Annotated in this window: 29 protein-coding genes; 24 read left to right on the forward strand and 5 right to left on the reverse strand. The window is 60.4% G+C overall.

The window, feature by feature from the left end:
- From RGAI101_RS00920 to glmU, 4 genes are all read right to left on the reverse strand, one after another.
- A partial coding sequence (locus RGAI101_RS00920) for a DNA alkylation repair protein (protein WP_037228850.1) occupies positions 1 to 614 on the reverse strand: 614 nt, incomplete at its 3' end.
- Positions 607 to 1,170, reverse strand: coding sequence for a pyridoxamine 5'-phosphate oxidase family protein (locus RGAI101_RS00925; protein ID WP_008226210.1), 564 nt, complete (start codon positions 1,168 to 1,170; stop codon positions 607 to 609). The genes RGAI101_RS00925 and RGAI101_RS00920, both read right to left, overlap by 8 nt.
- A complete protein-coding gene (gene glmS, locus RGAI101_RS00930; RefSeq protein ID WP_008227641.1) occupies positions 1,170 to 2,990 on the reverse strand; it encodes a glutamine--fructose-6-phosphate transaminase (isomerizing) in 1,821 nt (606 codons plus the stop codon). Before glmS ends, RGAI101_RS00925 begins: the two co-directional genes overlap by 1 nt.
- A gap of 2 nt (positions 2,991 to 2,992) precedes the next feature.
- Positions 2,993 to 4,345: a bifunctional UDP-N-acetylglucosamine diphosphorylase/glucosamine-1-phosphate N-acetyltransferase GlmU gene (gene glmU / locus RGAI101_RS00935; protein ID WP_008226640.1), complete on the reverse strand. Its 1,353-nt coding sequence runs from the start codon at positions 4,343 to 4,345 to the stop codon at positions 2,993 to 2,995.
- Positions 4,346 to 4,463: 118 nt separating this feature from the next.
- Between glmU and RGAI101_RS00940 the strand changes: the two genes are divergently transcribed.
- Positions 4,464 to 5,135 carry an HAD-IA family hydrolase gene (locus RGAI101_RS00940; RefSeq protein ID WP_008225476.1) on the forward strand — a complete coding sequence of 224 codons (672 nt, stop codon included), beginning with the start codon at positions 4,464 to 4,466 and terminating at the stop codon, positions 5,133 to 5,135.
- 4 nt (positions 5,136 to 5,139) lie between these two features.
- Positions 5,140 to 6,330, forward strand: coding sequence for a DegT/DnrJ/EryC1/StrS family aminotransferase (locus RGAI101_RS00945; protein ID WP_008227555.1), 1,191 nt, complete (start codon positions 5,140 to 5,142; stop codon positions 6,328 to 6,330).
- 57 nt (positions 6,331 to 6,387) lie between these two features.
- Here RGAI101_RS00945 and RGAI101_RS00950 read toward each other — a convergent pair whose 3' ends face one another.
- Entirely contained in the window at positions 6,388 to 6,858 is a 471-nt protein-coding gene (locus RGAI101_RS00950) for a pyridoxamine 5'-phosphate oxidase family protein (RefSeq protein WP_008228828.1), read from the reverse strand.
- A gap of 142 nt (positions 6,859 to 7,000) precedes the next feature.
- Between RGAI101_RS00950 and RGAI101_RS00955 the strand changes: the two genes are divergently transcribed.
- From RGAI101_RS00955 to RGAI101_RS01060, 22 genes are all read left to right on the forward strand, one after another.
- Entirely contained in the window at positions 7,001 to 8,164 is a 1,164-nt protein-coding gene (locus tag RGAI101_RS00955) for an isovaleryl-CoA dehydrogenase (protein ID WP_008227712.1), read from the forward strand.
- Entirely contained in the window at positions 8,161 to 8,649 is a 489-nt protein-coding gene (locus tag RGAI101_RS00960; RefSeq protein ID WP_008227369.1) for a lysozyme inhibitor LprI family protein, read from the forward strand. The genes RGAI101_RS00955 and RGAI101_RS00960 overlap by 4 nt, the downstream gene beginning before the upstream one ends.
- Positions 8,650 to 8,652: 3 nt before the next feature.
- Positions 8,653 to 10,176, forward strand: a complete 1,524-nt coding sequence (locus RGAI101_RS00965) for an AMP-binding protein (protein ID WP_008229337.1) — start codon at positions 8,653 to 8,655, stop codon at positions 10,174 to 10,176.
- A gap of 34 nt (positions 10,177 to 10,210) precedes the next feature.
- Complete coding sequence (locus RGAI101_RS00970; RefSeq protein WP_008226830.1) at positions 10,211 to 11,815, forward strand: carboxyl transferase domain-containing protein; 1,605 nt, start codon at positions 10,211 to 10,213, stop codon at positions 11,813 to 11,815.
- Positions 11,816 to 11,825: 10 nt separating this feature from the next.
- Positions 11,826 to 12,248: an ASCH domain-containing protein gene (locus RGAI101_RS00975; RefSeq protein WP_008228549.1), complete on the forward strand. Its 423-nt coding sequence runs from the start codon at positions 11,826 to 11,828 to the stop codon at positions 12,246 to 12,248.
- On the forward strand, positions 12,241 to 14,190 hold the full coding sequence (locus RGAI101_RS00980; protein WP_008226538.1) for an acetyl/propionyl/methylcrotonyl-CoA carboxylase subunit alpha: 1,950 nt from the start codon (positions 12,241 to 12,243) through the stop codon (positions 14,188 to 14,190). Before RGAI101_RS00975 ends, RGAI101_RS00980 begins: the two co-directional genes overlap by 8 nt.
- Positions 14,187 to 14,840, forward strand: a complete 654-nt coding sequence (locus RGAI101_RS00985; protein WP_008227905.1) for a glutathione S-transferase family protein — start codon at positions 14,187 to 14,189, stop codon at positions 14,838 to 14,840. Before RGAI101_RS00980 ends, RGAI101_RS00985 begins: the two co-directional genes overlap by 4 nt.
- A gap of 53 nt (positions 14,841 to 14,893) precedes the next feature.
- Positions 14,894 to 15,751 (forward strand): hydroxymethylglutaryl-CoA lyase, encoded by an 858-nt coding sequence (locus RGAI101_RS00990; RefSeq protein WP_008229359.1) that lies wholly within the window; start codon positions 14,894 to 14,896, stop codon positions 15,749 to 15,751.
- Positions 15,751 to 16,533, forward strand: coding sequence for a crotonase/enoyl-CoA hydratase family protein (locus tag RGAI101_RS00995; RefSeq protein ID WP_008229013.1), 783 nt, complete (start codon positions 15,751 to 15,753; stop codon positions 16,531 to 16,533). The genes RGAI101_RS00990 and RGAI101_RS00995 overlap by 1 nt, the downstream gene beginning before the upstream one ends.
- Before the next feature lie 39 nt (positions 16,534 to 16,572).
- Positions 16,573 to 17,472, forward strand: a complete 900-nt coding sequence (locus tag RGAI101_RS01000) for an NAD-dependent epimerase/dehydratase family protein (RefSeq protein WP_008229274.1) — start codon at positions 16,573 to 16,575, stop codon at positions 17,470 to 17,472.
- 170 nt (positions 17,473 to 17,642) lie between these two features.
- A complete protein-coding gene (locus tag RGAI101_RS01005) occupies positions 17,643 to 18,008 on the forward strand; it encodes an NADH-quinone oxidoreductase subunit A (protein ID WP_008227902.1) in 366 nt (121 codons plus the stop codon).
- Positions 17,999 to 18,535 (forward strand): NuoB/complex I 20 kDa subunit family protein, encoded by a 537-nt coding sequence (locus RGAI101_RS01010; protein ID WP_008226036.1) that lies wholly within the window; start codon positions 17,999 to 18,001, stop codon positions 18,533 to 18,535. The genes RGAI101_RS01005 and RGAI101_RS01010 overlap by 10 nt, the downstream gene beginning before the upstream one ends.
- 9 nt (positions 18,536 to 18,544) lie before the next feature.
- Complete coding sequence (locus tag RGAI101_RS01015) at positions 18,545 to 19,150, forward strand: NADH-quinone oxidoreductase subunit C (RefSeq protein WP_008225479.1); 606 nt, start codon at positions 18,545 to 18,547, stop codon at positions 19,148 to 19,150.
- Positions 19,150 to 19,323, forward strand: a complete 174-nt coding sequence (locus RGAI101_RS22065; protein ID WP_037227038.1) for a hypothetical protein — start codon at positions 19,150 to 19,152, stop codon at positions 19,321 to 19,323. Before RGAI101_RS01015 ends, RGAI101_RS22065 begins: the two co-directional genes overlap by 1 nt.
- Positions 19,320 to 20,546 carry an NADH-quinone oxidoreductase subunit D gene (locus tag RGAI101_RS01025; RefSeq protein WP_008227014.1) on the forward strand — a complete coding sequence of 409 codons (1,227 nt, stop codon included), beginning with the start codon at positions 19,320 to 19,322 and terminating at the stop codon, positions 20,544 to 20,546. The genes RGAI101_RS22065 and RGAI101_RS01025 overlap by 4 nt, the downstream gene beginning before the upstream one ends.
- Positions 20,547 to 20,627: 81 nt before the next feature.
- The gene (locus tag RGAI101_RS01030) at positions 20,628 to 21,893 is read left to right on the forward strand and encodes an NADH-quinone oxidoreductase subunit E (RefSeq protein WP_008226963.1); all 1,266 of its coding nucleotides are present in this window, start codon (positions 20,628 to 20,630) and stop codon (positions 21,891 to 21,893) included.
- Between the two features lie 33 nt (positions 21,894 to 21,926).
- Positions 21,927 to 22,709, forward strand: a complete 783-nt coding sequence (locus RGAI101_RS01035; protein WP_008225640.1) for an NADH:ubiquinone oxidoreductase 41 kd complex i subunit — start codon at positions 21,927 to 21,929, stop codon at positions 22,707 to 22,709.
- Between the two features lie 51 nt (positions 22,710 to 22,760).
- Complete coding sequence (locus tag RGAI101_RS01040) at positions 22,761 to 22,988, forward strand: DUF5337 domain-containing protein (RefSeq protein ID WP_008228618.1); 228 nt, start codon at positions 22,761 to 22,763, stop codon at positions 22,986 to 22,988.
- A 12-nt stretch (positions 22,989 to 23,000) separates the two neighbouring features.
- The gene (nuoF, locus tag RGAI101_RS01045; RefSeq protein WP_008226057.1) at positions 23,001 to 24,296 is read left to right on the forward strand and encodes an NADH-quinone oxidoreductase subunit NuoF; all 1,296 of its coding nucleotides are present in this window, start codon (positions 23,001 to 23,003) and stop codon (positions 24,294 to 24,296) included.
- Positions 24,297 to 24,704 (forward strand): MAPEG family protein, encoded by a 408-nt coding sequence (locus tag RGAI101_RS01050; RefSeq protein ID WP_037227041.1) that lies wholly within the window; start codon positions 24,297 to 24,299, stop codon positions 24,702 to 24,704. It begins immediately after the preceding gene.
- A gap of 265 nt (positions 24,705 to 24,969) precedes the next feature.
- On the forward strand, positions 24,970 to 25,296 hold the full coding sequence (locus tag RGAI101_RS01055) for a hypothetical protein (protein ID WP_037227043.1): 327 nt from the start codon (positions 24,970 to 24,972) through the stop codon (positions 25,294 to 25,296).
- Between the two features lie 115 nt (positions 25,297 to 25,411).
- Positions 25,412 to 25,813, forward strand: coding sequence for a DUF5333 domain-containing protein (locus tag RGAI101_RS01060; RefSeq protein WP_037227046.1), 402 nt, complete (start codon positions 25,412 to 25,414; stop codon positions 25,811 to 25,813).
- Position 25,814: the final 1 nt, after the last annotated feature.

Here is a 25,814-nt window from a genome sequence, read left to right on the forward strand (position 1 = left end):
ATAAAGGCCGTTGCGCGGGCCGGGTCATGGCGGCTGAGATCGCGGACCCACCAAGCGATGGCCTTTTGCATGATGCCGTTCTTGACGGGCAGGTAGCCTTCGGCCCAGCCAAGGACGCGTTCGCGGGCGGCGAGTTCTTCCGGTTTGGGGTGGTTTTGCTTGGTCCAGGGCAGGGTGGCCACAAGGGCCGCACGACGGGTCCACAGGTGGTCGGACTGGGTCCATGCTTCGACCACGTCCAGGCGATCGGGATCGGCGATCAGGCGTTTCTGCACGGCCATGCAGACATGATCCGCGATGGCCCAGCTGTCGAAGTCCGATACCCAGCTTTGCATCAGCTGCCATGCGGGTTCGTCATCGGGGCGCAGGCGTGCCTGGGTCAGCAATTTGGCAGCGGCGAGCCGTGCCTCGAAGATGTCGGTTTGCCAAAGGGCGTCGGCCAGGGTGACGCGATCCGCCAGATCAAGGTCGGTGCGCCAGGTCTTGGTCAGGTCGTTGATCTGCGGATTGGTCACGCCAAGATAGACACGGTCCATCTTGTGATAGTCCTGCATTTGCGGCACGCGGGCTGGGTCGCCGAGAGCGGTCAGCTGCGCGAGATAGGGATCAAGCATCGACGTCTCCTGTATCAGCGAGGATATGCGTTGGCATCCCGTCAATCGTGGCGCGATTGCGTTCGTCCCAATAGGTGGCGATGCCGGTTTCGCCCTTGTCTTCGGCCCATTTGCTTAGCACGTCGCGGTCTCCGGCATGATGATAGAAAGGGACGGCATAGCCGCAGCTGGTTTGCAGCATCTCGACGCGCATATCATAAATCTGCCGCGCGCCAAGGGCTGTCGGGAACAACGCGTTCAGCGCGGCAAACCCCGCATCGCGCGGGTGCAAGACCTGTGCATCGCCATAGGCGCGCATGATCATCGGCTGCTTTTCAAAGCCGCACCACATCAAGGTCATGCGGTTTAGCCGCGCCAGATGGCCTGCGGTTTCATTGCCCGATCCCGTCAGGTTCCGCCAGACGATCCGGTTCGGCCCCATGACGCGCAGGCTGTCCATTCCTTTGGGTGAAATGTTGACCCGTCCGTCAGGCGCGGCACTGCCGCAAAAGAACATGTGCTGCGCTTCAATGAAGCTGCGATGGCTGTCGTTGATCTGGTCGAATTGCTTCGCCACTATTCAACCGTCACGGATTTGGCGAGGTTGCGCGGCTGGTCCACATCGGTCCCCTTGGCAATCGCCGTATGATAGGCCAGCAGCTGCGCGGGGATCGCATAAAGGATCGGGGCCAGCGCATCGGCGACGGGTGGCATTTCGATCGTGGCCCATGTGCCCTCTGCTTCTTCTTTCAGGCCGGATCTGTCAGAGATCAGGATGACCTTGCCCTTGCGCGCCATGACTTCTTGCATGTTGCTCACCGTCTTGTCGAAGAGGTTGTCCTTGGGGGCCATCACAACCACCGGCACATTTTCATCGATCAGGGCGATAGGACCATGCTTAAGTTCGCCTGATGCATAAGCTTCGGCATGTATGTAGCTGATTTCTTTAAGTTTAAGCGCGCCTTCAAGGGCGAGGGGGAACATCGGGCCACGGCCCAGGAACAGCACGTCGCGGGCAGAGGCCAGCTTGTAGGCGGCGTCACGGATCGCTGTGTTCTGTTCAAGTGCGGTGTTGATCAGCGACGGCATCGCCCGCAGGCCCGAGATATGATCGGCAAGTTGGTCGTCGCTGATTACGCCACGGTCCTGCGCGGCCTTCAGCACCATCAGGAACAGCACGGTCAGCTGGCAGGTAAAGGCTTTGGTCGATGCCACGCCGACCTCTACGCCCGCATGGATCGGCAGGGCCAGATCGCTTTCGCGTGCAATCGATGATTCAGTGACATTGACAACCGATGCGATCTTGGCCGCCTTGCCTTCGCAGAAACGAAGTGCTGCAAGGGTATCGGCGGTTTCACCTGATTGACTGACGAACATCGCCAGGGTGCGCGCCGGAATCGGCGGTTCGCGGTAGCGGAATTCTGAGGCGAAATCTACCTCGACCGGCAGGCGCGCAATCTGTTCGAACCAGTATTTCGCGGTCAGACAGGCGTAGTAGGCCGTTCCGCAGGCAACCATGGTGATGCGGTCGACCGTGGAGAAATCCAAACCGGGGTCGGGCAGAGAAATCTCGCCTTTGGCACTGAGGTAGTGGGTGAGGGCTGCACCGATCACGCCGGGTTGTTCGGCGATCTCCTTGGCCATGAAATGCTTGTGGCCTGCCTTGTCGACGCGCGTATTGTCCAGACTGATGGTCTTGATTTCCCGGTTGGCGCGGTTGCCATCGGCATCGTAAATCTCGACCGAGCTGCGGGACAGAATGGCACGGTCGCCTTCTTCAAGATAGGTGATGCGGTCGGTCATGGGCGACAGGGCGATGGCATCGCTGCCCAGATAAACCTCGTTGTCGCCATACCCCACGGCGAGGGGGGCACCTTTGCGCGCGCCGATCATCAGATCTTCTTCGCCGTCGAACAGAAAGGCGAGGGCAAAGGCACCGTGCAAGCGCGACAACGTCTTGGTCGCGGCTTCAATGGGGCCAAGCCCTTCGGCCATGTGCTGCTGGGTCAGCAAGGCGACGGTCTCGGTGTCGGTTTCCGTGACGAATTCAACGCCTTTTGCGGTCAGTTCGGCACGCAATTCGCGAAAGTTTTCGATGATCCCGTTGTGCACAACGGCGACAGGTCCCGCCTGATGCGGATGCGCGTTGGTGACCGACGGCGCACCATGGGTGGCCCAGCGGGTGTGACCGATGCCCGATTTGCCGGCAAGCGGTTCATGTACCAGCAGATCGGACAGGTTGACCAATTTGCCCACAGCACGGCGGCGGGAAAGGTGACCGTTGTTGATCGTCGCGATCCCGGCGCTGTCATAGCCGCGATATTCAAGACGTTTCAGGGCCTCGACAAGGATCGGGGCGGCTTCGTGCTGCCCGAGTATTCCGACAATACCACACATACTCAGCTGCCTCTCTGCTGTTTCGCCTTTTTGGCTTTCAATATTTCAAACAATTTCCGCGCCATGCCGGGTTTTTCAACCTGTGGCGCGCGCGACAGGGCCAGGGCGTCTGCCTCGACGTCTGATGTGATGACGGACCCTGATCCGGTCATCGCCCCGTCGCCAATATGAACGGGGGCCACCAGCATGGTGTTGGACCCGATAAAGGCATTCGCGCCGATATGGGTATGGTGCTTCATCACACCGTCATAATTGCAGGTGATGGTGCCTGCGCCGATGTTGGCGCGGGCCCCGATTGCAGCGTCGCCGATATAGCTGAGGTGATTGACCTTGGCCCCTTCGGCGATCTGGGCATTCTTGATTTCAACAAAGTTGCCTATGCGCACATCTTCAGACAGTTCCGCACCGGGGCGCAGGCGCGCATAGGGGCCGATGATGCCGCCACGGGACACATGGCAGCCCTCAAGGTGGCTGAAAGCGCGGATCGTGGCACCGGATTCGACTGTGACACCGGGGCCGAAGACGACGTTGGGTTCAATCACCGTATCGCGCCCGATATAGGTGTCGCGGGCGAAATAGACCGTGTCCGGTGCCATCAGGGTGACGCCGGTTTCCAGCATCTGCGCGCGGGTGCGGGCCTGAAATGCCGCATCCGCAGCAGCCAGATCGGCGCGCGAATTGACGCCCATGGTTTCCGCCTCGATGCAGGTCACGGCAGTCGCTTTCAATCCGCGTGCGCGGGCGATGCCGATGATATCGGTAAGGTAATATTCCTCGGATGCGTTGTCGTTGCCTACCGCATCAATCAGATCGAACAGCAGTTCGGACTTGCACGCAACAACGCCGCTATTGCAAAGGGTTATGGCGCGTTCTTCATCTGTTGCGTCCTTGAATTCGACGATCCGGTCCAAGCTGTCGCCATCCATGACCAAACGGCCATAGCGCGCGGGAACAGCGGCCTCGAACCCCAGAACAACCACGTCGTTGTTGGTCAGGGCGGTGCACATTGCCTCGAGAGTTTCGGATTGGACGAAAGGCGTGTCGCCATAAAGAACGATGGCGGTCCCTTCGAACCCTGCCAGCGCATGGCGCGCCTGGGCGACGGCGTGGGCGGTGCCAAGTTGCTCGTCCTGCACCACGACGACGGCTTCTTCGTCAAATTCCTGCGCGGCGGCGCGCACCAGATCGGCCCCGTGGCCAGCGACCACGACAGTGCGCGCAGGCTCGAGCGCCGCGCCGGACGCCATTGCGTGTTCAAGCAAGGGGGCGTGGGCGATAGGGTGCAGAACCTTGGGCAGATCCGATTGCATCCGCGTGCCCTTGCCTGCGGCCAATAGGATCAGTGCAACTTCCATGGGTAATCTCTTTAATGAATTGATATCAGCTCTCTTTACCTTTTTCCCATTTATGCGCAAGGCTGCCAGCCATCAAAGAAGATTTCGACCTGCAACAACTCTCAGCAAAGGAACGCCGATGAAAACGGTAGTATTCGATCTCGACGGGACCTTGGCGGACACCAGCGGCGATTTGATCGCCGCGGCCAATGCGTGTTTTCGCGACATGGGCGCGGGCGATCTGTTGGAGGCGGGGCGCGATGCGGGCACGGCGCTGAAGGGCGGGCGCGCGATGCTGCGGCTGGGCATGGAACGGCTGGGCCGCGCTGATGACGTGGCGACGATTGACCGCTACTATCCTGTATTGCTCAAGGCCTATGCGCAGGACATTGATACGCATACGGTCCTCTATCCCGGCGCGATGGACGCGGTCGAGGCGTTGAAGGTCGCGGGGTACCGCGTGGCGATCTGCACCAACAAACCCGAAGGGCTGGCCGATACCTTGCTGACGCGGTTGGGCGTGCGCGATGCCTTTGGGGCGATGTTGGGGGCGGACAGTCTGGCCGTCAAGAAACCCGATCCGGAGCATCTCTACGAAACCGCGCGCCGTGCCGGGGGCGACCCTGCGCAATGCTGTCTGGTGGGGGACACCAATACTGACCGCAAGACAGCCGCAGCGGCCAATGTGCCTTGCATTCTGGTCACTTTCGGCCCCTCGGGCGAGGATATGGCCGCCCTGAACCCCGACGCGCTGCTTGAAGATTACGCGCATTTGCCCGCGCTGGTGCCGACGTTGATCGGGGCCATGTAACGTCATGGACGTGTTCAAAGGCAGCTTTACCCAACAAGAACCCATCCCCGAAGACGCGATAGAGGCAGCCGTAGCCGTGATGCGCCACGGACGGCTGCACCGGTATAACACCGCAGGCGACGAGATCGCCGAAGTGGCGATGCTTGAGCAGGAATTTGCCACGATGGTCGGCGCGCAATATTGCCTTGCCGTTGCGTCGGGCGGTTATGCGATTGCCACGGCCCTGCGCGCGGTCGGGGTGAAGCCGGGCGACACGGTGCTGTCGAATGCCTTTACACTGGCCCCGGTACCGGGGGCGATTGCCGCTGTCGGGGCCAAACCTGTGTTCGTCGGTGTGACAGAGGGTCTGGTGATTGATCTGGACGATCTGGCCGGCAAGTTGGACCAGGCACGCGTGTTGTTGCTGAGCCATATGCGCGGACATATCTGCGACATCGACGCGCTGATGGCGCTGTGCGACGGGGCAGGCGTGACGGTGGTCGAAGATTGCGCCCACACCATGGGGGCCGCGTGGCATGGCGTGCCATCTGGGCGTCACGGGGCCGTGGGGTGCTATTCCTGCCAGACCTACAAGCATGTCAATGCGGGCGAAGGCGGTTTGCTTGTCACCGATGATGCGGAAACAGCTGCCCGCGCGATCCTGCTGTCGGGATCTTACATGCTGTATGAAAAGCATCTGGCCGGTCCGCCGCCGGAAGCCTTTGACCGGATCAGGTACGAGACCCCCAATATATCGGGGCGGATGGACAACCTGCGTGCGGCGTTGCTGCGGCCACAACTGCGCAATCTTGATGCGCAGGTGGCGCGGTGGAACGAACGGTATTTCACGATCGAAGCAGGATTGCGCGACACCCCCGGCCTGACAGTGATCGACCGCGCGGCGGGCGAAAGCATCGTCGGATCATCCATCCAGTTTCTGCTGCAGGGCTGGGCCCCAGACAAGGTGCGCGATGTATTGGGCCGGTGTTTCGCCCGCGGGGTTGAACTGAAATGGTTCGGCGCGGCAGAGCCTTTGGGCTTTACCAGCCGCTATGACAGTTGGCGCTATGCCCCCTCTGCGCCGCTGCCCAAAAGCGATGCGGTGCTGGCCGGGCTTATCGACATGCGGGTGCCGCTGACGTTCAGTATTGATGATTGCACCCTGATCGCCCGCATCATCCGCGCGGAAGTCAACGCCGTCTTTCAGCAGGCGTAACGCATGAAAAAAGGGCGCTCGAAAGCGCCCTGATTTCCTTGGGGTTGCCGAAACGGTTTAGAACCGGACGGTGCCGTGCTGCCCCATGTCCGGCTTTTCATCAGTCAGGTGGGCCTTGGCGATTTCGTACAGGAACGACAGGCTGCCACCGGTTGCCCAGACTTCAGCCGTCGAAAGGTCCATGCGGACCAGTTGGACGTCGTCATCCTGACGGCCATCTTCAAACCACGCGCCAGCAATGGCGGACCACAGTTCGTCCAGCTTGGCGGGATCGGTCACGGCCTGCACTTTTCCATCAACACGGGCATAGAGATGTTCGTCATTGCTGATGATGACGTATTCAGCCGATGCGCCCGACTGTGCGGTTTTCGCCAGATCGGTGCCATTCGCCGTGATGAACCACAGCGCGTTCGCGTCCTTGTCAACGTAATGGCTCATCGGGACGGATCGCGCCTCGTCCGTGCCCAACATGCCGGTGCGGATGTCTTCGATCCGGTCCCAGAATTCTTCTTTCAATGACGTATTCATTTTCAACTCGTCCTTTCACACTCGTTCTATGTGCTAACAGCGGGGTGAGGGATCGGGTTCCATGCGACTTGGATTTGCTTGACCGAATCTTCTTAGGGTGTAAAGTAATGAACAACTGTTCAATAAACTCTGGGAGGGGTCCATGTTCAACGCCAGCATGAAATTCGATTTGGGCGACGATGTGAATGATCTGCGCGACATGGTGCACCGCTGGTCGCAAGAGCGGGTCAAGCCGATGGCCGCCGGTATCGATCAGAAAAACGAATTTCCGCCCGAGCTTTGGAAAGAGATGGGCGATCTTGGTCTGCTGGGCATGACCGTGGATGAAGAATACGGCGGTACCGGCATGGGGTATGTCGCCCACACCGTCGCGGTCGAGGAGATCGCACGGGCGTCGGCGTCTGTGTCCTTGTCCTACGGTGCGCATTCCAACCTCTGCGTCAATCAGATCAGCCTGAATGGCACCCCTGAACAGAAAGCAAAGTTCCTGCCGGGATTGTGTTCAGGCGCGCATGTCGGTGCACTTGCCATGTCCGAACCGTCCGCAGGCAGCGACGTGGTGTCGATGAAGCTGCGTGCCGAAAAGCGCAACGATCACTACCGTCTGTCCGGCAATAAATACTGGATCACCAACGGCCCCGATGCCGATACGCTGGTGGTCTACGCCAAGACCGACCCCGACGCGGGGTCCAAGGGGATCACGGCCTTTCTGATTGAGAAATCGATGAAGGGTTTCACCACCAGCCCGCATTTCGACAAGCTCGGCATGCGCGGGTCAAACACCGCCGAACTGATCTTTGAGGATGTCGAAGTCCCGTTCGAGAATGTCTTGGGCGAAGAGGGGCGCGGCGTACGTGTCCTGATGTCCGGTCTGGACTATGAACGCGTCGTTCTGGCGGGCATCGGTCTGGGGATCATGGCCGCGTGTCTGGACGAAATCATGCCCTACATGGCCGAGCGCAAACAGTTCGGGCAACCCATCGGCAGTTTCCAACTGATGCAGGGCAAGATGGCCGATATGTACACTGCGATGAATTCCGCCCGTGCCTATGTCTACGAGGTTGCCAAGGCTTGTGATCGCGGCGAGGTGACCCGCGCGGATGCCGCTGCCTGCTGTCTCTATGCCTCGGAAGAGGCGATGAAACAGGCGCATCAGGCGGTGCAGGCCATGGGCGGCGCAGGCTATCTGTCCGACAATCCCGTGGGCCGCATTTTCCGCGATGCCAAGCTGATGGAGATCGGGGCGGGCACCTCGGAAATCCGCCGCATGCTGGTGGGCCGCGAGATGATGGGAGCGATGGCGTGATCCGTCTGGTTGCCGCTGTGGCGCTGTTGGCCACGCCGGTCATGGCGCAAGAATTGCAGTACACCGACAGGGTGACACAAAACTGTCTGGAAGGGGCCGAAAGCTATGGCACCAAGATCGATTGCGCCGGTGCGTCGGCGGGGCAGTGCATGGACGACACGCCCGGCGGCAGCAGCACCGTTGGCATGGGCGGCTGCCTGGAGCGGGAATTGGCCTATTGGGACGGCTTGTTGAACAGCCACTACAAAGCGGCGATGGCGCAGGCGAAAAGCCTTGATGCCGACCGCCCGGCGTCGATGAAAGACCTGCCGGGAGCCGCGACAGCCCTGCGTGACATGCAGCGTGCCTGGATCCCGTTTCGCGACAAGGCCTGCGCCTACGAGGCGTCGCTTTGGTCCGGTGGCACAGGACAGGGGCCTGCGGCACTCAGCTGTCTTTTGCAGCAAACCGCCAAGCAGGCGCTGACGCTCGAGCCTTGGGGCTAGCCGATGGCTGAAGCTTTGCCCGGTCTGGATATGTCGGGTGCGTGGGACCTTCCTGCGCGGTTGAACATGGCGGCGCAATGTCTGGGGCAGGATGCAGGGCGCACGGCGATCATTGATCTGACGGGCGACGCACGGCGCGATGTAAGCTATGGCGCGCTGTCCGCGATGGCCGATGGCTTGGCGCGCAGCCTGCTGCCCCGCGTGCAGGCAGGTGACCGCGTCGGCGTCTTGCTCAGCCAAAGCCCGTGGTGTGCAGCGGCCCATCTGGCGATCTGGAAAATCGGTGCGATTTCAGTGCCTTTGTTCAAACTCTTCAAGCATGATGCCTTGAAGTCCCGCGTGCAGGATGCAGGCATCACGCTGGTTTTGACCGACGCGGAAGGGCGCGATCTGCTGGGCGATCTGGCTGAAGCCTGGATGGCAGAAACGGCGGGCATCTCGGGCGATCCTGTGCCCTTTGCCGATACCGGCCCCGACGATCCGGCGGTGCTGATTTACACTTCGGGTACCACGGGCAGCCCCAAGGGCGCGTTGCACGGCCACCGTGTGCTGACCGGCCATCTGCCCGGTGTGTCGCTGAGCCATGATGTGCTGGGCCGGCCCGGTGACTGCCTCTGGACCCCCGCGGATTGGGCGTGGATCGGCGGGCTTTTCGATGTGCTGATGCCCGCGCTGGCCTTGGGCGTTCCTGTGGTGGCAGCACGGCTCCCTAAGTTCTCGCCCGAGGACTGCGCGCGCATCATCGCCGATGGCGGCGTGCGAAACGTGTTTTTTCCCCCTACAGCCTTGCGCATGCTCAAAGCGGCGGGGGCGACGATCCCCGGTCTGCGGTCGGTCGCGTCGGGCGGCGAACCCTTGGGTGCGGAAATGCTGGCATGGGGGCAAACTGCCTTTGGCCTGACGATCAACGAATTCTACGGACAGACCGAATGCAACATGGTCGCGTCAAGCTGCGGCACATCATATCCTGCGCGCCCCGGATGCATCGGCAAGGCGGTGCCGGGCCACACGCTGGCGGTCTTGACCAAGGACGGTGTGCCAACCACCGACGAGGGCGATGTCGCGGTCCGGCGCGGATCTGCGGCGATGATGCTGGGCTATTGGCAGCGGCCCGACGCGACAGCAGAGAAATTCAAAGGCGATTGGATGATCACCGGAGACCGAGGCATCTGGGAAGGCGAATATTTGCGCTTTATCGGCCGCGAGGATGATGTGATCACCTCCTCCGGCTACCGCATCGGCCCGGCCGAAATCGAAGACTGCCTGCTGACGCATCCGGACGTTGCAACCTGCGGCGTCGTTGGTAAACCAGACGCCCTGCGGACCGAGATCGTCAAAGCCTATGTCGTGCGCAAACCCGGCAGCACCGTTGACGGTGCGACCCTGCAAGACTGGTGCAAATCCCGTCTGGCCAGCTATTCCTATCCCCGCGAAATCACCTTTCTGGACGCGCTGCCCATGACCGTAACGGGCAAGGTGATCCGCAAGGACCTCAAGGCGATCGCCATTGCCGAGCAAACCCCATGACCGCCGCCATACTGACCCACTCAAGGAGACCCACATGAAGCTGACCTCGCAGGCGCTGCCCTCATCGGCAGGCTTCAAAGCCAACGAAGCCGCCCATCTTGAAGCGTTGCAAACCGTGCGTGAAGCGGCCGAAGCGGCGGCATTCGGGGGCGGTGAAAAATCACGCGCCCGCCACGAAAGCCGGGGCAAGATGCTGCCGCGCGAACGCGTGGCGAACCTGCTGGACCCCGGATCGCCCTTCCTCGAGGTCGGCGGGCTGGCGGCGCATGGCCTCTATGGTGGCGCTGCCCCGTGTGCAGGCGTGATCGCCGGTGTGGGGCAGGTGCATGGCGTTGATTGCATGATCGTGTGCAATGACGCCACGGTGAAGGGCGGCACCTATTTCCCGATGAGCGTCAAGAAGCACCTGCGCGCCCAAGAAATCGCAGAGGAAAACCATCTGCCTTGCATCTATCTGGTCGACAGCGGCGGCGCGAACCTGCCCAATCAGGACGAGGTTTTTCCCGACCGCGACCACTTTGGCCGGATTTTCTATAACCAGGCCCGGATGAGCGGCAAGGGCATTCCGCAAATCGCGGTCGTGATGGGGTCGTGCACGGCCGGCGGGGCCTATGTGCCCGCCATGTCCGACGTGTCGATCATCGTCAAGGAACAGGGCACGATCTTTCTGGCAGGCCCGCCGCTGGTCAAGGCCGCGACCGGAGAGGTCGTCACTGCCGAGGATCTGGGCGGCGGCGACGTGCACACGCGCCTGTCCGGTGTGGCCGATTATCTGGCCGAGGATGACGCCCATGCGCTGGCCCTTGCGCGCCGCGCTGTCGCGGGGCTGAACCTTGCCAAGCCTGCGACCGTTCAGTGGCAGCCAAGCGAAGACCCCGCCTATGACCCCGCCGAAATGCTGGGCGTCGTCCCCGCCGACCTGCGCACGCCCTACGATATTCGCGAGGTGATCATGCGGCTGGTCGATGGCAGCCGCTTCGACGAATTCAAGGCGCGCTTTGGTGAAACGCTGGTCTGCGGCTTTGCCCACGTCAAAGGCTGCCCCGTCGGCATCATCGCTAACAACGGTGTGTTGTTTTCGGAATCTGCCCAGAAAGGCGCGCATTTCGTTGAGCTATGTTCGCAGCGCAAGATCCCGCTGGTGTTCCTGCAGAATATCACCGGTTTCATAGTGGGCCGCAAATACGAGAACGAAGGCATCGCGCGGCACGGGGCCAAGATGGTGACCGCCGTCGCCTCCACCAACGTGCCGAAAATCACCATGCTGGTGGGCGGATCATTCGGCGCGGGCAACTATGGCATGGCGGGGCGGGCCTATTCCCCGCGGTTCATGTGGACGTGGCCCAATTCGCGCATCTCGGTGATGGGGGGCGCGCAAGCGGCTGGGGTTCTGGCCACGGTCAAGCGCGACGCGATTGAACGGGCTGGCGAAAGCTGGAGCGCAGAGGACGAGGCCGCTTTCAAGCAGCCCACGATTGATATGTTCGAAGAACAGTCGCATCCTCTCTATGCCTCGGCGCGGTTGTGGGATGACGGGGTGATCGACCCGCGCAAAAGCCGCGATGTGTTGTCCCTGTCGCTGAGGGCAAGTTTGAATGCACCGATCGAGGATACACGCTTTGGCGTGTTCCGGATGTAAGGGGATCGTCATGACACGGACATTGCAGCAGATCGTCGATGCCAACCCGGACGCGGAAACATTCCGCTTTGGTGACAACCCGAAACTATGTGCCGAGATCATTGCATTGGTGCGTGCCGGCCGTAAAACTGCCACTTGCGAGGCCGCATCGGCCTATGGCCAAGGCGGCGATGCCTACCCCGAGATCGGCCGCCGCGACATCGCGCTGAACTGGGATGGCACGCCTGCCTTCATGATCGAAACGGTCGAGGTGTCGACCCGCCGGTTCAACGAAATGGACGCCGAATTCGTCGCCGCACAGGGTGAATTCCGCGATCTGGACCACTGGGGTGCCAGCTACGAAGCGTATTTCCGGCGCTCCGGCGGGTTCGCGCCAGACATGAAGTTGATGTGCGAACGCTTCACCCTAATCGAGGATTACGCCGATGTTTGACACCATATTGATTGCAAACCGGGGCGAGATCGCCTGCCGCGTGATGGAAACGGCGCAAACCATGGGCGTGCGCTGCGTGGCGGTTTATTCGGATGCGGACCGCGGGGCCAAGCATGTCGCGATGGCCGACGCCGCGGTGCATATTGGCGGGTCGGCCCCGGCGGAAAGCTATCTGCGCGGCGATGTGATCATTCAGGCGGCCTTGGATACGGGCGCGCAGGCGATCCATCCGGGCTATGGCTTTCTGTCCGAGAACCCTGATTTCGTCGAAGCGGTCGAGGCGGCGGGTCTGGTATTTATCGGACCATCTGCCAAGGCGATCCGCGCGATGGGATTGAAGGACGCGGCCAAGGCATTGATGATCCAAGCTGGTGTGCCGGTTGTTCCGGGCTACCACGGCGCGGATCAGGACGATGCGTTGCTGGCCGCCGAGGCTGCCAAGATCGGCTATCCGGTGTTGATCAAGGCCGTTGCAGGCGGCGGCGGCAAGGGCATGCGCCTGGTCGAGGCGGCGGATGGCTTTCAGGCGGCGCTGGACAGTGCGCGCTCCGAGGCGAAAACCGCCTTTGGAAATGCGGATGTGCTGGTCGAGAAATTCGTGACCAAGCCGCGCCACATCGAAGTGCAGGTTTTCGGTGACGGCACCAACGCGGTGCATCTGTTTGAACGCGATTGTTCACTTCAGCGGCGTCATCAAAAGGTGATCGAGGAAGCGCCAGCCCCCGGCATGACACCCGAAATGCGCGACGCCATGGGGCAGGCGGCGGTGACGGCGGCCGAAGCGATCGGCTATGCCGGTGCGGGCACGATCGAATTCATCGTTGACGGGTCCCACGGGCTGCGCCCTGACGGTTTCTTTTTCATGGAGATGAACACACGCTTGCAGGTCGAACATCCGGTGACCGAAGCCATCACCGGCGTCGATCTGGTCGAATGGCAGTTGCGGGTTGCCGCAGGAGAGGCCTTGCCCAAGCGGCAGGAGGCCTTGGGCATCCAGGGACATGCCTTTGAAGCGCGGCTTTATGCCGAAGACGTGCCGAAGGGGTTCTTGCCTGCCACGGGCACGCTGACCCATCTGGCGTTCAGCGACGGGTGCCGCGCGGATAGTGGCGTGCGGACGGGCGATACGATCAGCCCGTTTTACGACCCGATGATTGCAAAGGTCATCGTCCATGGGGCCACCCGCGCAGTGGCCTTGTCCAAGCTGCGCGCGGCGCTCAAGGGCTGCGACGTGGCGGGGACCGTGACGAACCTTGCGTTTCTGGGGGCGCTGGCAGGGCACAAGGGCTTTGGCGCGGGGGATGTGGATACCGGCCTGATCGGACGCGAGATTGACAGCCTGACCGTCGCCCCTGATGTGCAGCCGCGCCATGCGGTGCTGGCGGGAATGGCGGCGCTTGACCTGCTGGACCCTGCGGGGGGGGCGGGGTTCACCCTGTGGCAACCGCTGCAACGGCAGGTCGGGTTGCGCTGGAATGACGCGGATCACCTGCTGAAGGTTCAGGTGATGTCGGCGGATGCGCAGCTTTGGCAAGTGGACGGGGCAGAGATCGCGGCGCAACGCGTCGGCGGGCACTGGAAGATCGGCGGACATCTGGCCCCGAAGGCCCATGTTTCGGGTGACGACGTGACGGTCTGGGACGGCTACGGTCTGATCTTCAAGGTAATTGACCCGCTGGCGCGGGCGGCGGGCAGCCACGGGGACGGCAACCTGATCGAGGCACCGATGCCGGGACTGGTCCGCGCGGTTGACGCGCAGGTCGGTCAGGCCGTTGCCAAAGGGGACCGGTTGGCCGTGCTTGAGGCGATGAAGATGGAGCATAGTCTGCTGGCAACCCGTGACGGGATCGTGGCCGAGGTGCTGGCGGCTGCGGGGGACCAGGTCGAAGCAGGGGCCGCCCTGGTGCGGCTAGAAGCCGAAGCCGAGGAGGCTGCGGCATGATCACGCTGCACCACGTCCCGCAAAGCCGGTCGATGCGCACGCTTTGGTTGCTGCATGAGCTGGACGTGCCGTTTGAAGTGGTGCAGCACCCCTTCGACAAATCCCTGCGCGACCCGGCCTATCTGGCGCTTTCGCCTGCGGGTCGTGTGCCATCGCTTGAGATCGACGGCGAGGCGATGTTCGAAACCGGTGCTATTGCCGAATATCTGTGTGAACGGTTCAGCCCAGAGGGTCTGGGCCGTATGCCCGGCACGCCGGAGCGCAAGGACTGGCTGGTGTGGATGCATTTCGCCGAAACGGTCAGCCAGCATTGCGCCGCGTTGACCCAACAGCACGTCGCCCTGCGCGATGACACGATGCGCAGCCCCATCGTCATGAAACTTGAAGCCGCACGGATCATGAAATGCTATGATGCGCTTGAGGCGCGGCTGGAGGGGCAGGATTATCTGCTGTCCAGTGGTTTTACCGCCGCCGATATCGGAGTGGGGCAGGCGGTCTATATGGGACAGTTTTTCGCCAAGACGGATCAGCACCCGCGGGTGGCCGCATGGTTCGGGCGGATTTCGGGGCGCGAAGGCTTCGTGAAGGCGCTGCCTGCGGGCGTGTCCTTGTTTGAGCAGTCGTTTTTCGAACCCTGGCCGGTCATCTGAGGCAGACCTTGGGATTTTGAGTTTATTTGGCAAAATGAAGGGGAGGGACGGACATGGACAAGGGCTATTGCGAGATTTTCGAGGTGGGGCCGCGCGACGGGCTTCAGAACGAGGCGCGTGAAATTCCGGTGACCGAAAAGATTGCTTTGGTCGATTTGCTTAGCCGGGCCGGATTTTCCCGGATCGAGGTGGCAAGTTTCGTAAGTCAGAAATGGGTGCCGCAGATGGCGGGATCAGGCGCGGTTCTGGACGGGATCAAGCGGGCAGAGGGCGTGCGCTATGCCGCGCTGACGCCCAACCTGCGCGGTTATGCCGATGCGGTCTCGTCAAAGGCCGATGAGATTGCGATATTCGCCTCGGCCAGTGAAGGGTTCAGCCAAAAGAACATCAATGCAAGCATCGAAGAGGCGTTCGAGCGGTTTGCACCGATCCTCGAAGAGGCGCGCCATGTCGATATGCCGGTGCGCGGCTACGTGTCTTGCGTGGTCAAATGCCCCTATGACGGGGTGATCGCGCCTGACCAGGTTGCAAAAGTGGCGGACCGTTTGTTTTCGATGGGCTGCTATGAGGTGTCTTTGGGCGACACCATAGGGGCGGGTACGCCGGATACGATTGCCAAGATGTTGCTGGCCGTGCGCGATGTCGTGCCCGTTGGCCGTTTGGCGGGGCATTACCACGATACCAACGGGCGCGCGATGGACAACATCGATACGTCCTTGTCGATGGGCGTGCGGGTTTTCGACGCCGCTGTCGGGGGGCTGGGGGGCTGCCCCTTTGCGCCCGGTGCTGCGGGCAATGTGGCGACCGAGGCGGTGAATGCGCATCTGACGGCGCTTGGATATGTGACGGGGCTGGATCAGGCGCTGATCGAAGAGGCCGCCGCCATGGCGCAGCAGATGAGGGCCGGTTGATGTACGAGACGATTAAGGTCAGCACGGATGCACGCGGGGTGGCGGTTCTGACCCTTTCGCGGGAGGAGAAGCACAACGCCATGTCGGCGCTGATGATTGCCGAACTGACAGCCGCCGCCGCGCAGCTTGCGGGCGATGACGCCGTGAGGGTCGTGGTTCTGACCGGCGCGGGCAAGTCGTTTTGCGCGGGCGGTGACCTGGGGTGGATGCAGGCGCAGCGCGATATGGATGCCCCTACACGGTCCGCCGAGGCAGGCAAGCTGGCAGCGATGTTGGGGGCATTGAATACTTTGCCCAAGCCGCTGATCGGGCGGGTGCAGGGCAATGCCTTTGGCGGCGGTGTGGGCATGGCGGCTGTCTGCGATGTGGCCATCGGCGTGGAGACGTTGAAGATGGGCTTTACCGAAACGCGGCTGGGGATCATCCCGGCCACCATCGGCCCCTATGTGCTTGCGCGCATGGGCGAGGGGCGGGCGCGGCGGGTGTTCATGTCGGCGCGGCTGTTTGGTGCGGCCGAGGCGGTTGATCTGGGATTGCTGTCAAAGGTCGTGCCTGCGGATGGTCTGGATGCAGCGATCGAGGCCGAAGTCGTGCCCTATCTGTCCTGCGCGCCCGGTGCGGTGGCTGCGGCCAAACAATTGGCGCGCGATCTTGGCCCAAGGATTGATGCAGAAGTCGTGGATCACACCATTGCAGCCCTCGCCGCGCGGTGGGAAACAGAAGAAGCCGCCGAGGGAATCGGTGCGTTTTTCGACAAGCGCAAAGCGGCGTGGATGGCCTGATCGTAGGGCCAGCGGCTTTGAACACATATGGGGGATGTTATGCGTATTCTATTTACCGGCGGGACCGGCAAGGCCGGGCGGCATGTCATTCCCTATTTGCTGGCGCAGGGCCATCAGGTTCTTAACGTCGATCTGGTGCCGTTCGATCATCCGGGCGTCGATAACCGCATCGCCGATATCTCGGATGCGGGGCAGATGGCCGATGTGATGCAAAGCTATGCAAATTTGGCCGAACTTGACGCCGGTACCGGCATGCCCAGGTTCGATGCGGTCGTTCACTTTGCCGCGATCCCCCGCATTCTGCTGCGGTCTGACAATGAAGCGTTCCGGATCAACACGATCGGCACCTACAACGTGATTGATGCCGCGCTCAAGGCCGGCATCCGCAAGGTGATCTTTGCCTCGTCCGAGACGACCTACGGCATCTGTTTCGCCGATGGCGAGATCAAGCCAGACTATATCCCGATCGACGAAGACCACCCCACGGTGCCCCATGACAGCTATGCCATGTCAAAGGTCTGCAACGAGGTGACAGCCCGCAGCTTTCAGGCGCGCAGTGGTGCGGATGTTTACGGGCTTCGAATCAACAACGTCATCGAACCCGATGAATATGCGCAGATTTTTCCAGATTTCATCCATGATCCGGACCAGCGCCGCCGCAATATCTTTGCCTATATCGATGCGCGCGATCTGGGGCAGATGGTTGAATGCTGCTTGCAAAAAGACGGTTTGGGTTACGAGGTCTTCAATGTCGCGAATGATGATCATTCGGTTGATCTGACCACGTCCGATCTGATTGACCGCTATTATGCAGACGTCCCGAAAACCCGCGAAATGGGCGAAAACGAGACGTTTTTCAGCAACAAGAAGGCCCGTGATATGGTCGGCTTTGCGCCGCAGCACAGTTGGCGCGACCAGATCGGTGTGACCGGAAAATAGGCATTCGACCCTGCCGGAAACCCGCGTTCACGATGCCTTAAAACAGAACAGTTCAAATGTGGCGGGCTTGGTTGACCCTGACAAGACGGCGGAGTAAACCGAGAACCATCAAGTTCACAGCTTGATGGGCAAGGTGCGATGCCGCGCCACACACGCAAAGGAGCCTCCCCTTGGACGAGATGATGCGGGAATACCTTCCGATCCTTATTTTTCTGGCTGTGGCCGTTGGTCTGGGCCTGGTGCTGATACTCTCTGCGGTGGTGCTGGCCGTGCGCAACCCTGACCCTGAAAAGGTGTCGGCCTACGAATGCGGGTTCAACGCCTTCGACGATGCGCGGATGAAATTCGATGTGCGGTTCTACCTCGTGTCGATCCTGTTCATTATCTTCGACCTCGAAATTGCATTTCTCTTCCCTTGGGCCGTCGCGTTCCAGGATGTGAGCATGGCAGGGTTCTGGTCGATGATGGTCTTTCTGGCGGTGCTGACCGCCGGCTTTGCATATGAGTGGAAAAAGGGAGCATTGGAATGGCAGTAGCAGCCGCCGGGGCCAATGTGGCCGGGATGGACCGCGATGTGGCCACCCAGAACCTGAACAAGGAATTGCAGGACAAAGGGTTCCTGCTGACCTCTACCGAGGATATCATCAACTGGGCGCGGACCGGATCGCTGCACTGGATGACATTCGGTCTGGCCTGTTGCGCGGTCGAGATGATGCACACTTCGATGCCGCGCTACGACCTCGAGCGTTTCGGGACCGCACCGCGCGCATCCCCGCGCCAGTCCGACCTGATGATCGTTGCGGGGACGCTGACCAACAAGATGGCACCGGCTCTGCGCAAGGTTTATGACCAGATGCCGGAACCGCGCTACGTGATCTCTATGGGGTCCTGCGCCAATGGCGGTGGCTATTACCACTACAGCTATTCCGTCGTGCGCGGTTGTGACCGCATCGTGCCGGTCGATATTTATGTGCCCGGTTGCCCGCCCACGGCAGAAGCGTTGCTGTATGGTATTCTGCAATTGCAGCGCAAAATTCGCCGTACCGGCACAATTGTTCGCTAAGGGGCTGATATGTCAGAACAACTGAACGAACTGGGTGCCTATCTCGAAGCAAAGCGCCCCGATTGCATCCTCGGCTGGGACATTTCGCATGGCGAGCTGAATATGGATGTGACCAAGGCAAATCTGCCGGGTCTGGTGGATTTCATAAAAGGCGATGCGACCTGCAGGTTCTCGTCCTTGGTGGATATCACGGCGGTAGATTATCCTGGTCGGGCAAAACGCTTCGACGTGGTCTATCACTTCCTGTCGATGTACCAGAACCAGCGGATCCGCCTGCGCGTGGCCATCCGTGAAGAAGACATGGTTCCCTCGATCGTCGACATTCATCCGTCGGCCAACTGGTTCGAGCGCGAAGTCTTCGATATGTTCGGCATCCTGTTTTCGGGTCATCCCGATTTGCGGCGCTTGCTGACCGATTACGGGTTTCGCGGTCACCCGCTGCGCAAGGATTTCCCGACCACGGGCTATACCGAAGTTCGCTATGACGAGGCGGAAAAACGCGTTGTCTATGAACCGGTGTCGTTGGTTCAGGAATACCGCCAATTTGATTTCATGTCCCCTTGGGAAGGGGCCGAATACATCCTTCCCGGCGACGAGAAAGAGGCGGCCAAGTAATGGGCGGCATCTGGTGGTTCATCCTTTCGGCTCTGACGATCATTCCGATGGTGAAGATTCTGCCGTTTTTTGGCATTAACAAATACTGGTCCGTGGCCTGCGTGGTCCCCTTTGGCACGATTGCGTTGCTGTGGTGGGTGGGCCTCAAACTGACCGAGCTGGAGCGTAAATGATGGACGGCACCAAAGGTTTTGAAGACGCCCTGACCGGCGAACAGAAGATCCGCAATTTCAACATCAACTTTGGTCCGCAGCACCCTGCGGCCCACGGCGTTCTGCGTCTGGTTCTCGAACTGGACGGTGAAGTCGTTGAACGCTGCGATCCGCATATCGGCCTACTGCACCGTGGCACCGAAAAGCTGATGGAAAGCCGGACGTATCTGCAGAACCTGCCGTATTTCGACCGGCTGGATTATGTGGCACCGATGAACCAGGAACACGCCTGGTGTCTGGCCATCGAAAAGCTGACCGGCGTCGAAGTGCCCCGCCGCGCCTCGTTGATCCGGGTGCTTTATTCCGAAATCGGCCGCATCTTGTCCCACCTGCTGAACGTCACGACACAGGCGATGGACGTTGGCGCGCTGACCCCGCCGCTGTGGGGCTTTGAGGAACGCGAAGATCTTATGATCTTCTACGAGCGCGCCTGCGGTGCCCGTCTTCATGCGGCCTATTTCCGCCCCGGCGGTGTGCATCAGGATCTGCCGCCTGCCTTGCTGGATGATATCGAGGCGTGGTCGCATAAGTTCATGTCCGGTTTCATGGTCGATATCGACAAGCTTTTGACCGAAAATCGCATTTTTAAGCAGCGCAATGCCGACATTGGCATCGTCACAGAGCAAGACATTCAGGATTGGGGCTTTTCGGGCGTCATGGTCCGCGGCTCTGGCCTTGCATGGGATCTGCGCCGCGCGCAGCCATACGAATGCTACGATGAATTCGACTTTCAAATTCCGACCGGCGTGAACGGCGACTGCTATGACCGCTACCTCGTCCGGATGGAGGAGATGCGCCAGTCGATCTTTATCATCCAGCAGGCGATCACGAAGTTGCGTGAACCCGAAGGGCAGGGCGATATCCTTGCCCGTGGCAAGATCACGCCCCCGTCGCGCTCTGCTATGAAGACCGACATGGAAAGCCTGATCCACCACTTCAAACTCTATACCGAAGGGTTCCACGTGCCCGCCGGCGAAGTTTATTGTGCCGTGGAAGCGCCCAAAGGCGAATTCGGCGTCTATCTTGTGGCAGACGGGTCGAACAAACCCTATCGCGCCAAGATCCGGGCTCCGGGCTATCTGCACCTGCAAGCGATGGATTACATGGCCAAGGGCCACCAGTTGGCCGATGTCGCGGCCATCATCGGCACCATGGATATCGTCTTCGGAGAGGTCGACCGTTGATCCGGTCGCCGCTCTTCATTTTGCCAAATAAACTCCCGCCGGAGGCGCCAGCCGTTTCCGCAAGAACGAAAGCCTGATCTGATGCTGCGCCGTCTTCACCCCGACCAACCGACAAGCTTCGCCTTCACGCCCGCCAATCAGGCATGGGCCGAAGCGCAGATCACCAAATACCCCGAAGGCCGTCAGGCCAGCGCGATCATCCCGCTTTTGTGGCGTGCTCAGGAACAGGAAGGCTGGCTTAGCCGTCCGGCCATTGAACATGTCTCCGAAATGCTGGGGCTGGCTTATATTCGCGGGCTCGAGGTCGCGACTTTTTACTTCATGTTCCAGCTGCAGCCCGTGGGGTCGGTGGCGCATATTCAGGTTTGCGGCACCACGTCCTGCATGATCTGCGGTGCCGAAGACCTGATCGCGGTGTGCAAGGAAAAGATCGCAGCCAAAGCGCATCAGATAAGTGATGACGGCAAGTTTTCCTGGGAGGAGGTCGAATGCCTCGGGGCCTGTTCCAACGCGCCCATGGCCCAGATCGGCAAGGATTATTACGAGGATCTGACCACCGAAGGGTTCGCCGCGATGATCGACGACATGGCGGCTGGCAAGGTACCGGTGCCAGGCCCGCAGAACGGGCGCTATGCCTCTGAGCCCTTGTCCGGTCTGACCAGCCTGACCGATTATGACAGCGGCAAGACGCAGTACAACGCCAGCGTTCAGCTTGCCGTTGACATCGGTGACAGCATCAAGCGGATCGACGGGACCGAGGTGCCTTTGACCGCCCCTTGGCAGGGCAAGGACCAACCCGGTGCTGCCGCAAAGCGTGATGACCAGATGCCGCCCGCAGGGCCTGACGGCGCGCAAGGCGGACGCACGGCGGCAGAAGAGGCAGCCCCCCGTGACGTGGGCGACAGTTCCGACCAGCGGTCCGAAGCCCCCGGGGAAGCGAAAGGCGTAGACGCCATCGCGAAACCGGCCCAGGGCAGTGTCGCGCCACAGCCGAAATCGCCTACGCCAACCACAACCGTTGCAGCCTCGGCTGAAAAGAACGCCGAAACGACCGGGACAAAGCCCGCGACACTGGACGCGCCACGCGATACCGGTGCGGATAATTTGCAGCGGATCACGGGCATCGGACCAAAGCTTGAAAAGCTGGTCAACAGCTTGGGTTTCTACCATTTCGATCAGGTTGCCAGCTGGACAAGCGAAGAAAGCGCCTGGGTCGATCAGAACCTTGAAGGCTTCAAAGGCCGTGCCACCCGCGACGCGTGGGTCGAGCAAGCCAAGGTGCTGGCTTCGGGTGAGGCAACAGAATTCTCGTCTCGCGCTGAAAAAGATGATACTAACGAAAAGTAATGGATCACCTACGGGGCGGTAAAAAGAACGGTCATGAGCGATTTGACGCAAAAAGAACAGTGTAAGCGGGGCTGCGGTTTATTGGGGGCCGGCATTGGGCTGGCCGCAATCCTGATAATCTGGCTGATTACCGGTTCCGGATTTTTGCTGTCGGTTCTGCTTGGTCTTGTTCTTGGCGCGATTGCGTTTGGCGCATTTTCGTTTTTGTTTTGTGGCAAGGAAACGCCCGTTGAAGGGCTACCCCCGCAAGACGCGGGGCTTTCATCGCCCCAGGATACCGCTGTTTCTTCTTCGCTTTCCGATCCTGCGCCGTCTGCGGTTTCTCAGTCTGTGGCCAGCGGGGCCACATCGACTGGCGTCAGCGAGAAAACGGGGTTTTCCGGCATCAAGCCCAGCAAAGTGCTTCACGGTGAACAGGAGCTTGCTGAGCGTAAAGGTGTTTACAGATACGAAGCGCCAAAGGCACAGGCCGCTGTGGCCACGACCGCTGAACCAGCATGTGGGGCAGCGTCAGGTGCGGCCGAAGCTGTTGACGTCTTCGAAACGGCAGATGTCGGTGATGTCGCGGAACGCCAGCCGGAAACGCTGGCTGCGCCACGGGCAGGCGGTGCCGATGATCTCAAGCTGATCAGCGGAGTCGGGCCGAAACTGGAAGAGACGCTGAACAATCTCGGGATCTATCACTACGACCAGATCGCCAACTGGGGCCCGGCCGAAATTGCCTGGGTTGATGCACGGGTCCGGTTCAAGGGGCGTATCACGCGCGGAAACTGGATAGCGCAGGCGAAAGCCCTGGCCGAGGGCGGTGAAACCTGATTTTCGCCGCGCAAGAATACGTAAACCAAAAACCTGGATGGTACCTCACTGATGACCGAAGAAGAAAACAAAGCACTTGCCCGCAAGGGGCGAACTGTGGCGTTGGTCATTGCAGGCACCATGCTGTTGTGGATTGCCGCGCAATGGATCGCGCCGCAATTCGGCCTTCCGGGGCGCTATGCGCTGCTGTTTGACTTTGCAGCATTGGCCGCACTGGTCTGGGCGATGGTGAATATTTATCAGATGAGGCGGGCCCGCGTGGCCGGCCGTGACACATAAAAGGTTAGCTTCATGCTTCAGGACCAAGACCGCATCTTTACCAATATCTACGGTATGCACGATCGCACGCTCAAGGGCGCGCAAGCGCGTGGCCACTGGGATGGCACCGCCGGTATTTTGAAGAACGGGCGTGACTGGATCATCGACCAGATGAAGGCCTCCGGTCTGCGCGGTCGGGGCGGGGCGGGCTTCCCGACGGGTCTGAAATGGTCTTTCATGCCCAAGGAAAGCGATGGCCGTCCCAGCTATCTGGTTGTGAACGCGGACGAATCCGAACCGGGTACCTGCAAGGACCGCGAAATCATGCGCCACGATCCGCATACGCTGGTCGAAGGCTGTCTGATTGCCAGCTTCGCCATGCAGGCGAATGCGTGCTACATCTACATTCGCGGCGAATATATCCGTGAAAAAGAGGCGCTTCAGGCCGCCATCGACGAAGCCTATGATGCGGGGCTGGTGGGCAAGAACGCCTGCAAATCCGGCTATGATTTCGACATCTACCTGCACCACGGGGCAGGCGCATATATTTGCGGCGAGGAAACAGCATTGCTGGAAAGCCTTGAGGGTAAGAAGGGCATGCCCCGCATGAAGCCGCCGTTCCCGGCGGGTGCGGGCCTCTATGGTTGCCCGACCACGGTGAACAATGTCGAATCAATCGCCGTCGTGCCGACGATTCTGCGCCGTGGCCCCGAATGGTTCTCGTCTTTCGGGCGTCCGAACAACGCGGGCACCAAGCTGTTTGCGATCTCGGGCCATGTGAACAACCCGTGCGTCGTCGAAGAGGCGATGAGCATCTCGTTTGAAGAACTGATCGAAACACATTGCGGCGGCATCCGCGGCGGCTGGAGCAATCTGAAGGCCGTGATCCCCGGTGGATCGTCCGTGCCGATGATCCCCGGCGCGCAGATGAAAGACGCGATCATGGATTTCGACTATCTGCGCGAACAGCGGTCGGGTCTTGGGACAGCGGCGGTCATCGTGATGGATAATTCCACCGACGTGATCAAGGCGATTTGGCGTCTGGCCAAGTTCTACAAGCACGAATCCTGTGGCCAGTGTACACCCTGCCGCGAGGGGACAGGCTGGATGATGCGCGTGATGGACCGTCTGGTGACGGGCGACGCCAACCCGGAAGAGATTGACATGCTGCTGGATGTGACCAAGCAGGTCGAAGGCCACACAATTTGCGCCCTGGGTGATGCGGCGGCCTGGCCGATCCAGGGACTGATCCGGCATTTCCGTGACGAGATCGAAGATCGAATCAAACACAAACGTACGGGTCGTGTCAGCGCCGTGGCGGCGGAATAGATGGACGCTTTTGCAGCCTACAGCCACGCCCTCGCCTCGCTCGCGCTTTGGGGCGTGATGATCAGTGTACTGGGGGCTTTTTCGACGCGAGGGCGCAGTGCGGAAAATCGCTGCGATTGCGGCAAGCCCAAGCGGAACTACGATGACCCTGCCTACCGAAGCGAACGTGCATTCATGAATGCAGTCGAAAGCTCCGGTCCTTTCATCGCCGTGACGGTGGCGGCAGTCCTGCTCGGGGCCGCTCCGTTCTGGGTGAACGTGTTTGCATCGGTCTTCATCGTCGCGCGTCTGGCGATGGCCTTTGTCCACATCCGCACCACCAACCAGCCCATGCGCAGCGTGTTTTTTGGCGTCGGTTTGCTGTGCATCCTGGCGCTGGCGATCCTGGCGCTTGGCGCTGCATTCTAGACACGTCTTGGCGGGGCGTTCCGGTGTCCCGCTTTGACACAAGGTAACTGCGCCGGTGGTGTTTGGCATAAGTCCTGTTTGGCCGCTTTGAGACAGTGATCTGTGGGCTTTGCGGCGTCGGTCCAGGCCATTTCCCCACGGTGCAAGAAGGGCTGGCACCGCTGGACCATTTGCGCAAAAAGGACGACAGTGATCCTGCGTTTTGTTAAGCGCATTTAAGACAATCTACGTGACGGATGCCGGAACAGATCTGCGGAGTAACAAGATGAAGCAAATAATCCTATTTTGTGCGGCGGCCGCGATGCTGGCAGGGTGTACGGCAAGCGAAGACCGGATCGCTTTTGACGGCAAGTATTTCAGCACCAAGATCAGCAAGGTCGACGGCCAGCGTGACGTTTTTACGCTTCTGGTCAAAAACGCTTCGCAATCGATCGATGGGGCCCGCGAGGCCGCGCGTTACGAGGCGACCGTCTATTGCGTCAGCAACTACGGCAGTTCGGACATCGAATGGGTCGTCGGGCCGGACACGCCACCTGAGAATTTACGTCTAGTTGAGAACAGTTTGACGTTTCAGGGGTCTTGCCCTTCGTGACGGATTGCGCGACATACCGGGTGCAAAAGACTGATTTCGGGGTGTTATTGCATAACAACGGTATCAGTTCCCATGTGTGGACGGGGCACTCCGCCCCCTGCATGAGGAGAGTAAGATGCGTAAGGTAATGATCGCCTTGATAAGTTTGGGCATGTTGGCCACCCCTGTCGCCGCCAAACCGCCGCTGCGTGACGTGGCGGCCGTGGATGACGCGCTGCTGGATCTGGGTCTGGCCGACAGGATTCGCAAGGAATGCCCGGATATTTCGGCGCGGATGTTTCGCGCGATCGGATATTTGAACGATATTCAGAATACAGCAAAATCTTTGGGCTATTCGGATGCCGAGATTGATGCCTATCGGAAAAGCGATGCTGAAAAATCACGCATGAAAAAACGCGGGGCTGCATATTTAAAGGCAAATGGGGTCGATACTTCCGATCCACAAAGCTATTGTGCACTAGGCCGCGCAGAAATCCAAAAATCGAGCCGTATCGGTTCGTTACTGAGAGCGAAATAAG

Origin of the sequence: Roseobacter sp. GAI101, from assembly GCF_000156335.1 — a bacterium.
In the GTDB taxonomy this organism is placed as follows: domain Bacteria; phylum Pseudomonadota; class Alphaproteobacteria; order Rhodobacterales; family Rhodobacteraceae; genus Sulfitobacter.

Bases quoted from the DNA above. Each gene is read 5' to 3' on its own strand.
- glmS (WP_008227641.1), bottom strand. From the start codon at position 2,990: ATGTGTGGTATTGTCGGAATACTCGGGCAGCACGAAGCCGCCCCGATC.
- glmU (WP_008226640.1), bottom strand. From the start codon at position 4,345: ATGGAAGTTGCACTGATCCTATTGGCCGCAGGCAAGGGCACGCGGATG.
- RGAI101_RS00940 (WP_008225476.1), top strand. From the start codon at position 4,464: ATGAAAACGGTAGTATTCGATCTCGACGGGACCTTGGCGGACACCAGC.
- RGAI101_RS00945 (WP_008227555.1), top strand. From the start codon at position 5,140: ATGGACGTGTTCAAAGGCAGCTTTACCCAACAAGAACCCATCCCCGAA.
- RGAI101_RS00950 (WP_008228828.1), bottom strand. From the start codon at position 6,858: ATGAATACGTCATTGAAAGAAGAATTCTGGGACCGGATCGAAGACATC.
- RGAI101_RS00955 (WP_008227712.1), top strand. From the start codon at position 7,001: ATGTTCAACGCCAGCATGAAATTCGATTTGGGCGACGATGTGAATGAT.
- RGAI101_RS00965 (WP_008229337.1), top strand. From the start codon at position 8,653: ATGGCTGAAGCTTTGCCCGGTCTGGATATGTCGGGTGCGTGGGACCTT.
- RGAI101_RS00970 (WP_008226830.1), top strand. From the start codon at position 10,211: ATGAAGCTGACCTCGCAGGCGCTGCCCTCATCGGCAGGCTTCAAAGCC.
- RGAI101_RS00975 (WP_008228549.1), top strand. From the start codon at position 11,826: ATGACACGGACATTGCAGCAGATCGTCGATGCCAACCCGGACGCGGAA.
- RGAI101_RS00980 (WP_008226538.1), top strand. From the start codon at position 12,241: ATGTTTGACACCATATTGATTGCAAACCGGGGCGAGATCGCCTGCCGC.
- RGAI101_RS00985 (WP_008227905.1), top strand. From the start codon at position 14,187: ATGATCACGCTGCACCACGTCCCGCAAAGCCGGTCGATGCGCACGCTT.
- RGAI101_RS00990 (WP_008229359.1), top strand. From the start codon at position 14,894: ATGGACAAGGGCTATTGCGAGATTTTCGAGGTGGGGCCGCGCGACGGG.
- RGAI101_RS00995 (WP_008229013.1), top strand. From the start codon at position 15,751: ATGTACGAGACGATTAAGGTCAGCACGGATGCACGCGGGGTGGCGGTT.
- RGAI101_RS01000 (WP_008229274.1), top strand. From the start codon at position 16,573: ATGCGTATTCTATTTACCGGCGGGACCGGCAAGGCCGGGCGGCATGTC.
- RGAI101_RS01010 (WP_008226036.1), top strand. From the start codon at position 17,999: ATGGCAGTAGCAGCCGCCGGGGCCAATGTGGCCGGGATGGACCGCGAT.
- RGAI101_RS01015 (WP_008225479.1), top strand. From the start codon at position 18,545: ATGTCAGAACAACTGAACGAACTGGGTGCCTATCTCGAAGCAAAGCGC.
- RGAI101_RS22065 (WP_037227038.1), top strand. From the start codon at position 19,150: ATGGGCGGCATCTGGTGGTTCATCCTTTCGGCTCTGACGATCATTCCG.
- RGAI101_RS01025 (WP_008227014.1), top strand. From the start codon at position 19,320: ATGATGGACGGCACCAAAGGTTTTGAAGACGCCCTGACCGGCGAACAG.
- RGAI101_RS01030 (WP_008226963.1), top strand. From the start codon at position 20,628: ATGCTGCGCCGTCTTCACCCCGACCAACCGACAAGCTTCGCCTTCACG.
- RGAI101_RS01035 (WP_008225640.1), top strand. From the start codon at position 21,927: ATGAGCGATTTGACGCAAAAAGAACAGTGTAAGCGGGGCTGCGGTTTA.
- RGAI101_RS01040 (WP_008228618.1), top strand. From the start codon at position 22,761: ATGACCGAAGAAGAAAACAAAGCACTTGCCCGCAAGGGGCGAACTGTG.
- nuoF (WP_008226057.1), top strand. From the start codon at position 23,001: ATGCTTCAGGACCAAGACCGCATCTTTACCAATATCTACGGTATGCAC.
- RGAI101_RS01050 (WP_037227041.1), top strand. From the start codon at position 24,297: ATGGACGCTTTTGCAGCCTACAGCCACGCCCTCGCCTCGCTCGCGCTT.
- RGAI101_RS01055 (WP_037227043.1), top strand. From the start codon at position 24,970: ATGAAGCAAATAATCCTATTTTGTGCGGCGGCCGCGATGCTGGCAGGG.
- RGAI101_RS01060 (WP_037227046.1), top strand. From the start codon at position 25,412: ATGCGTAAGGTAATGATCGCCTTGATAAGTTTGGGCATGTTGGCCACC.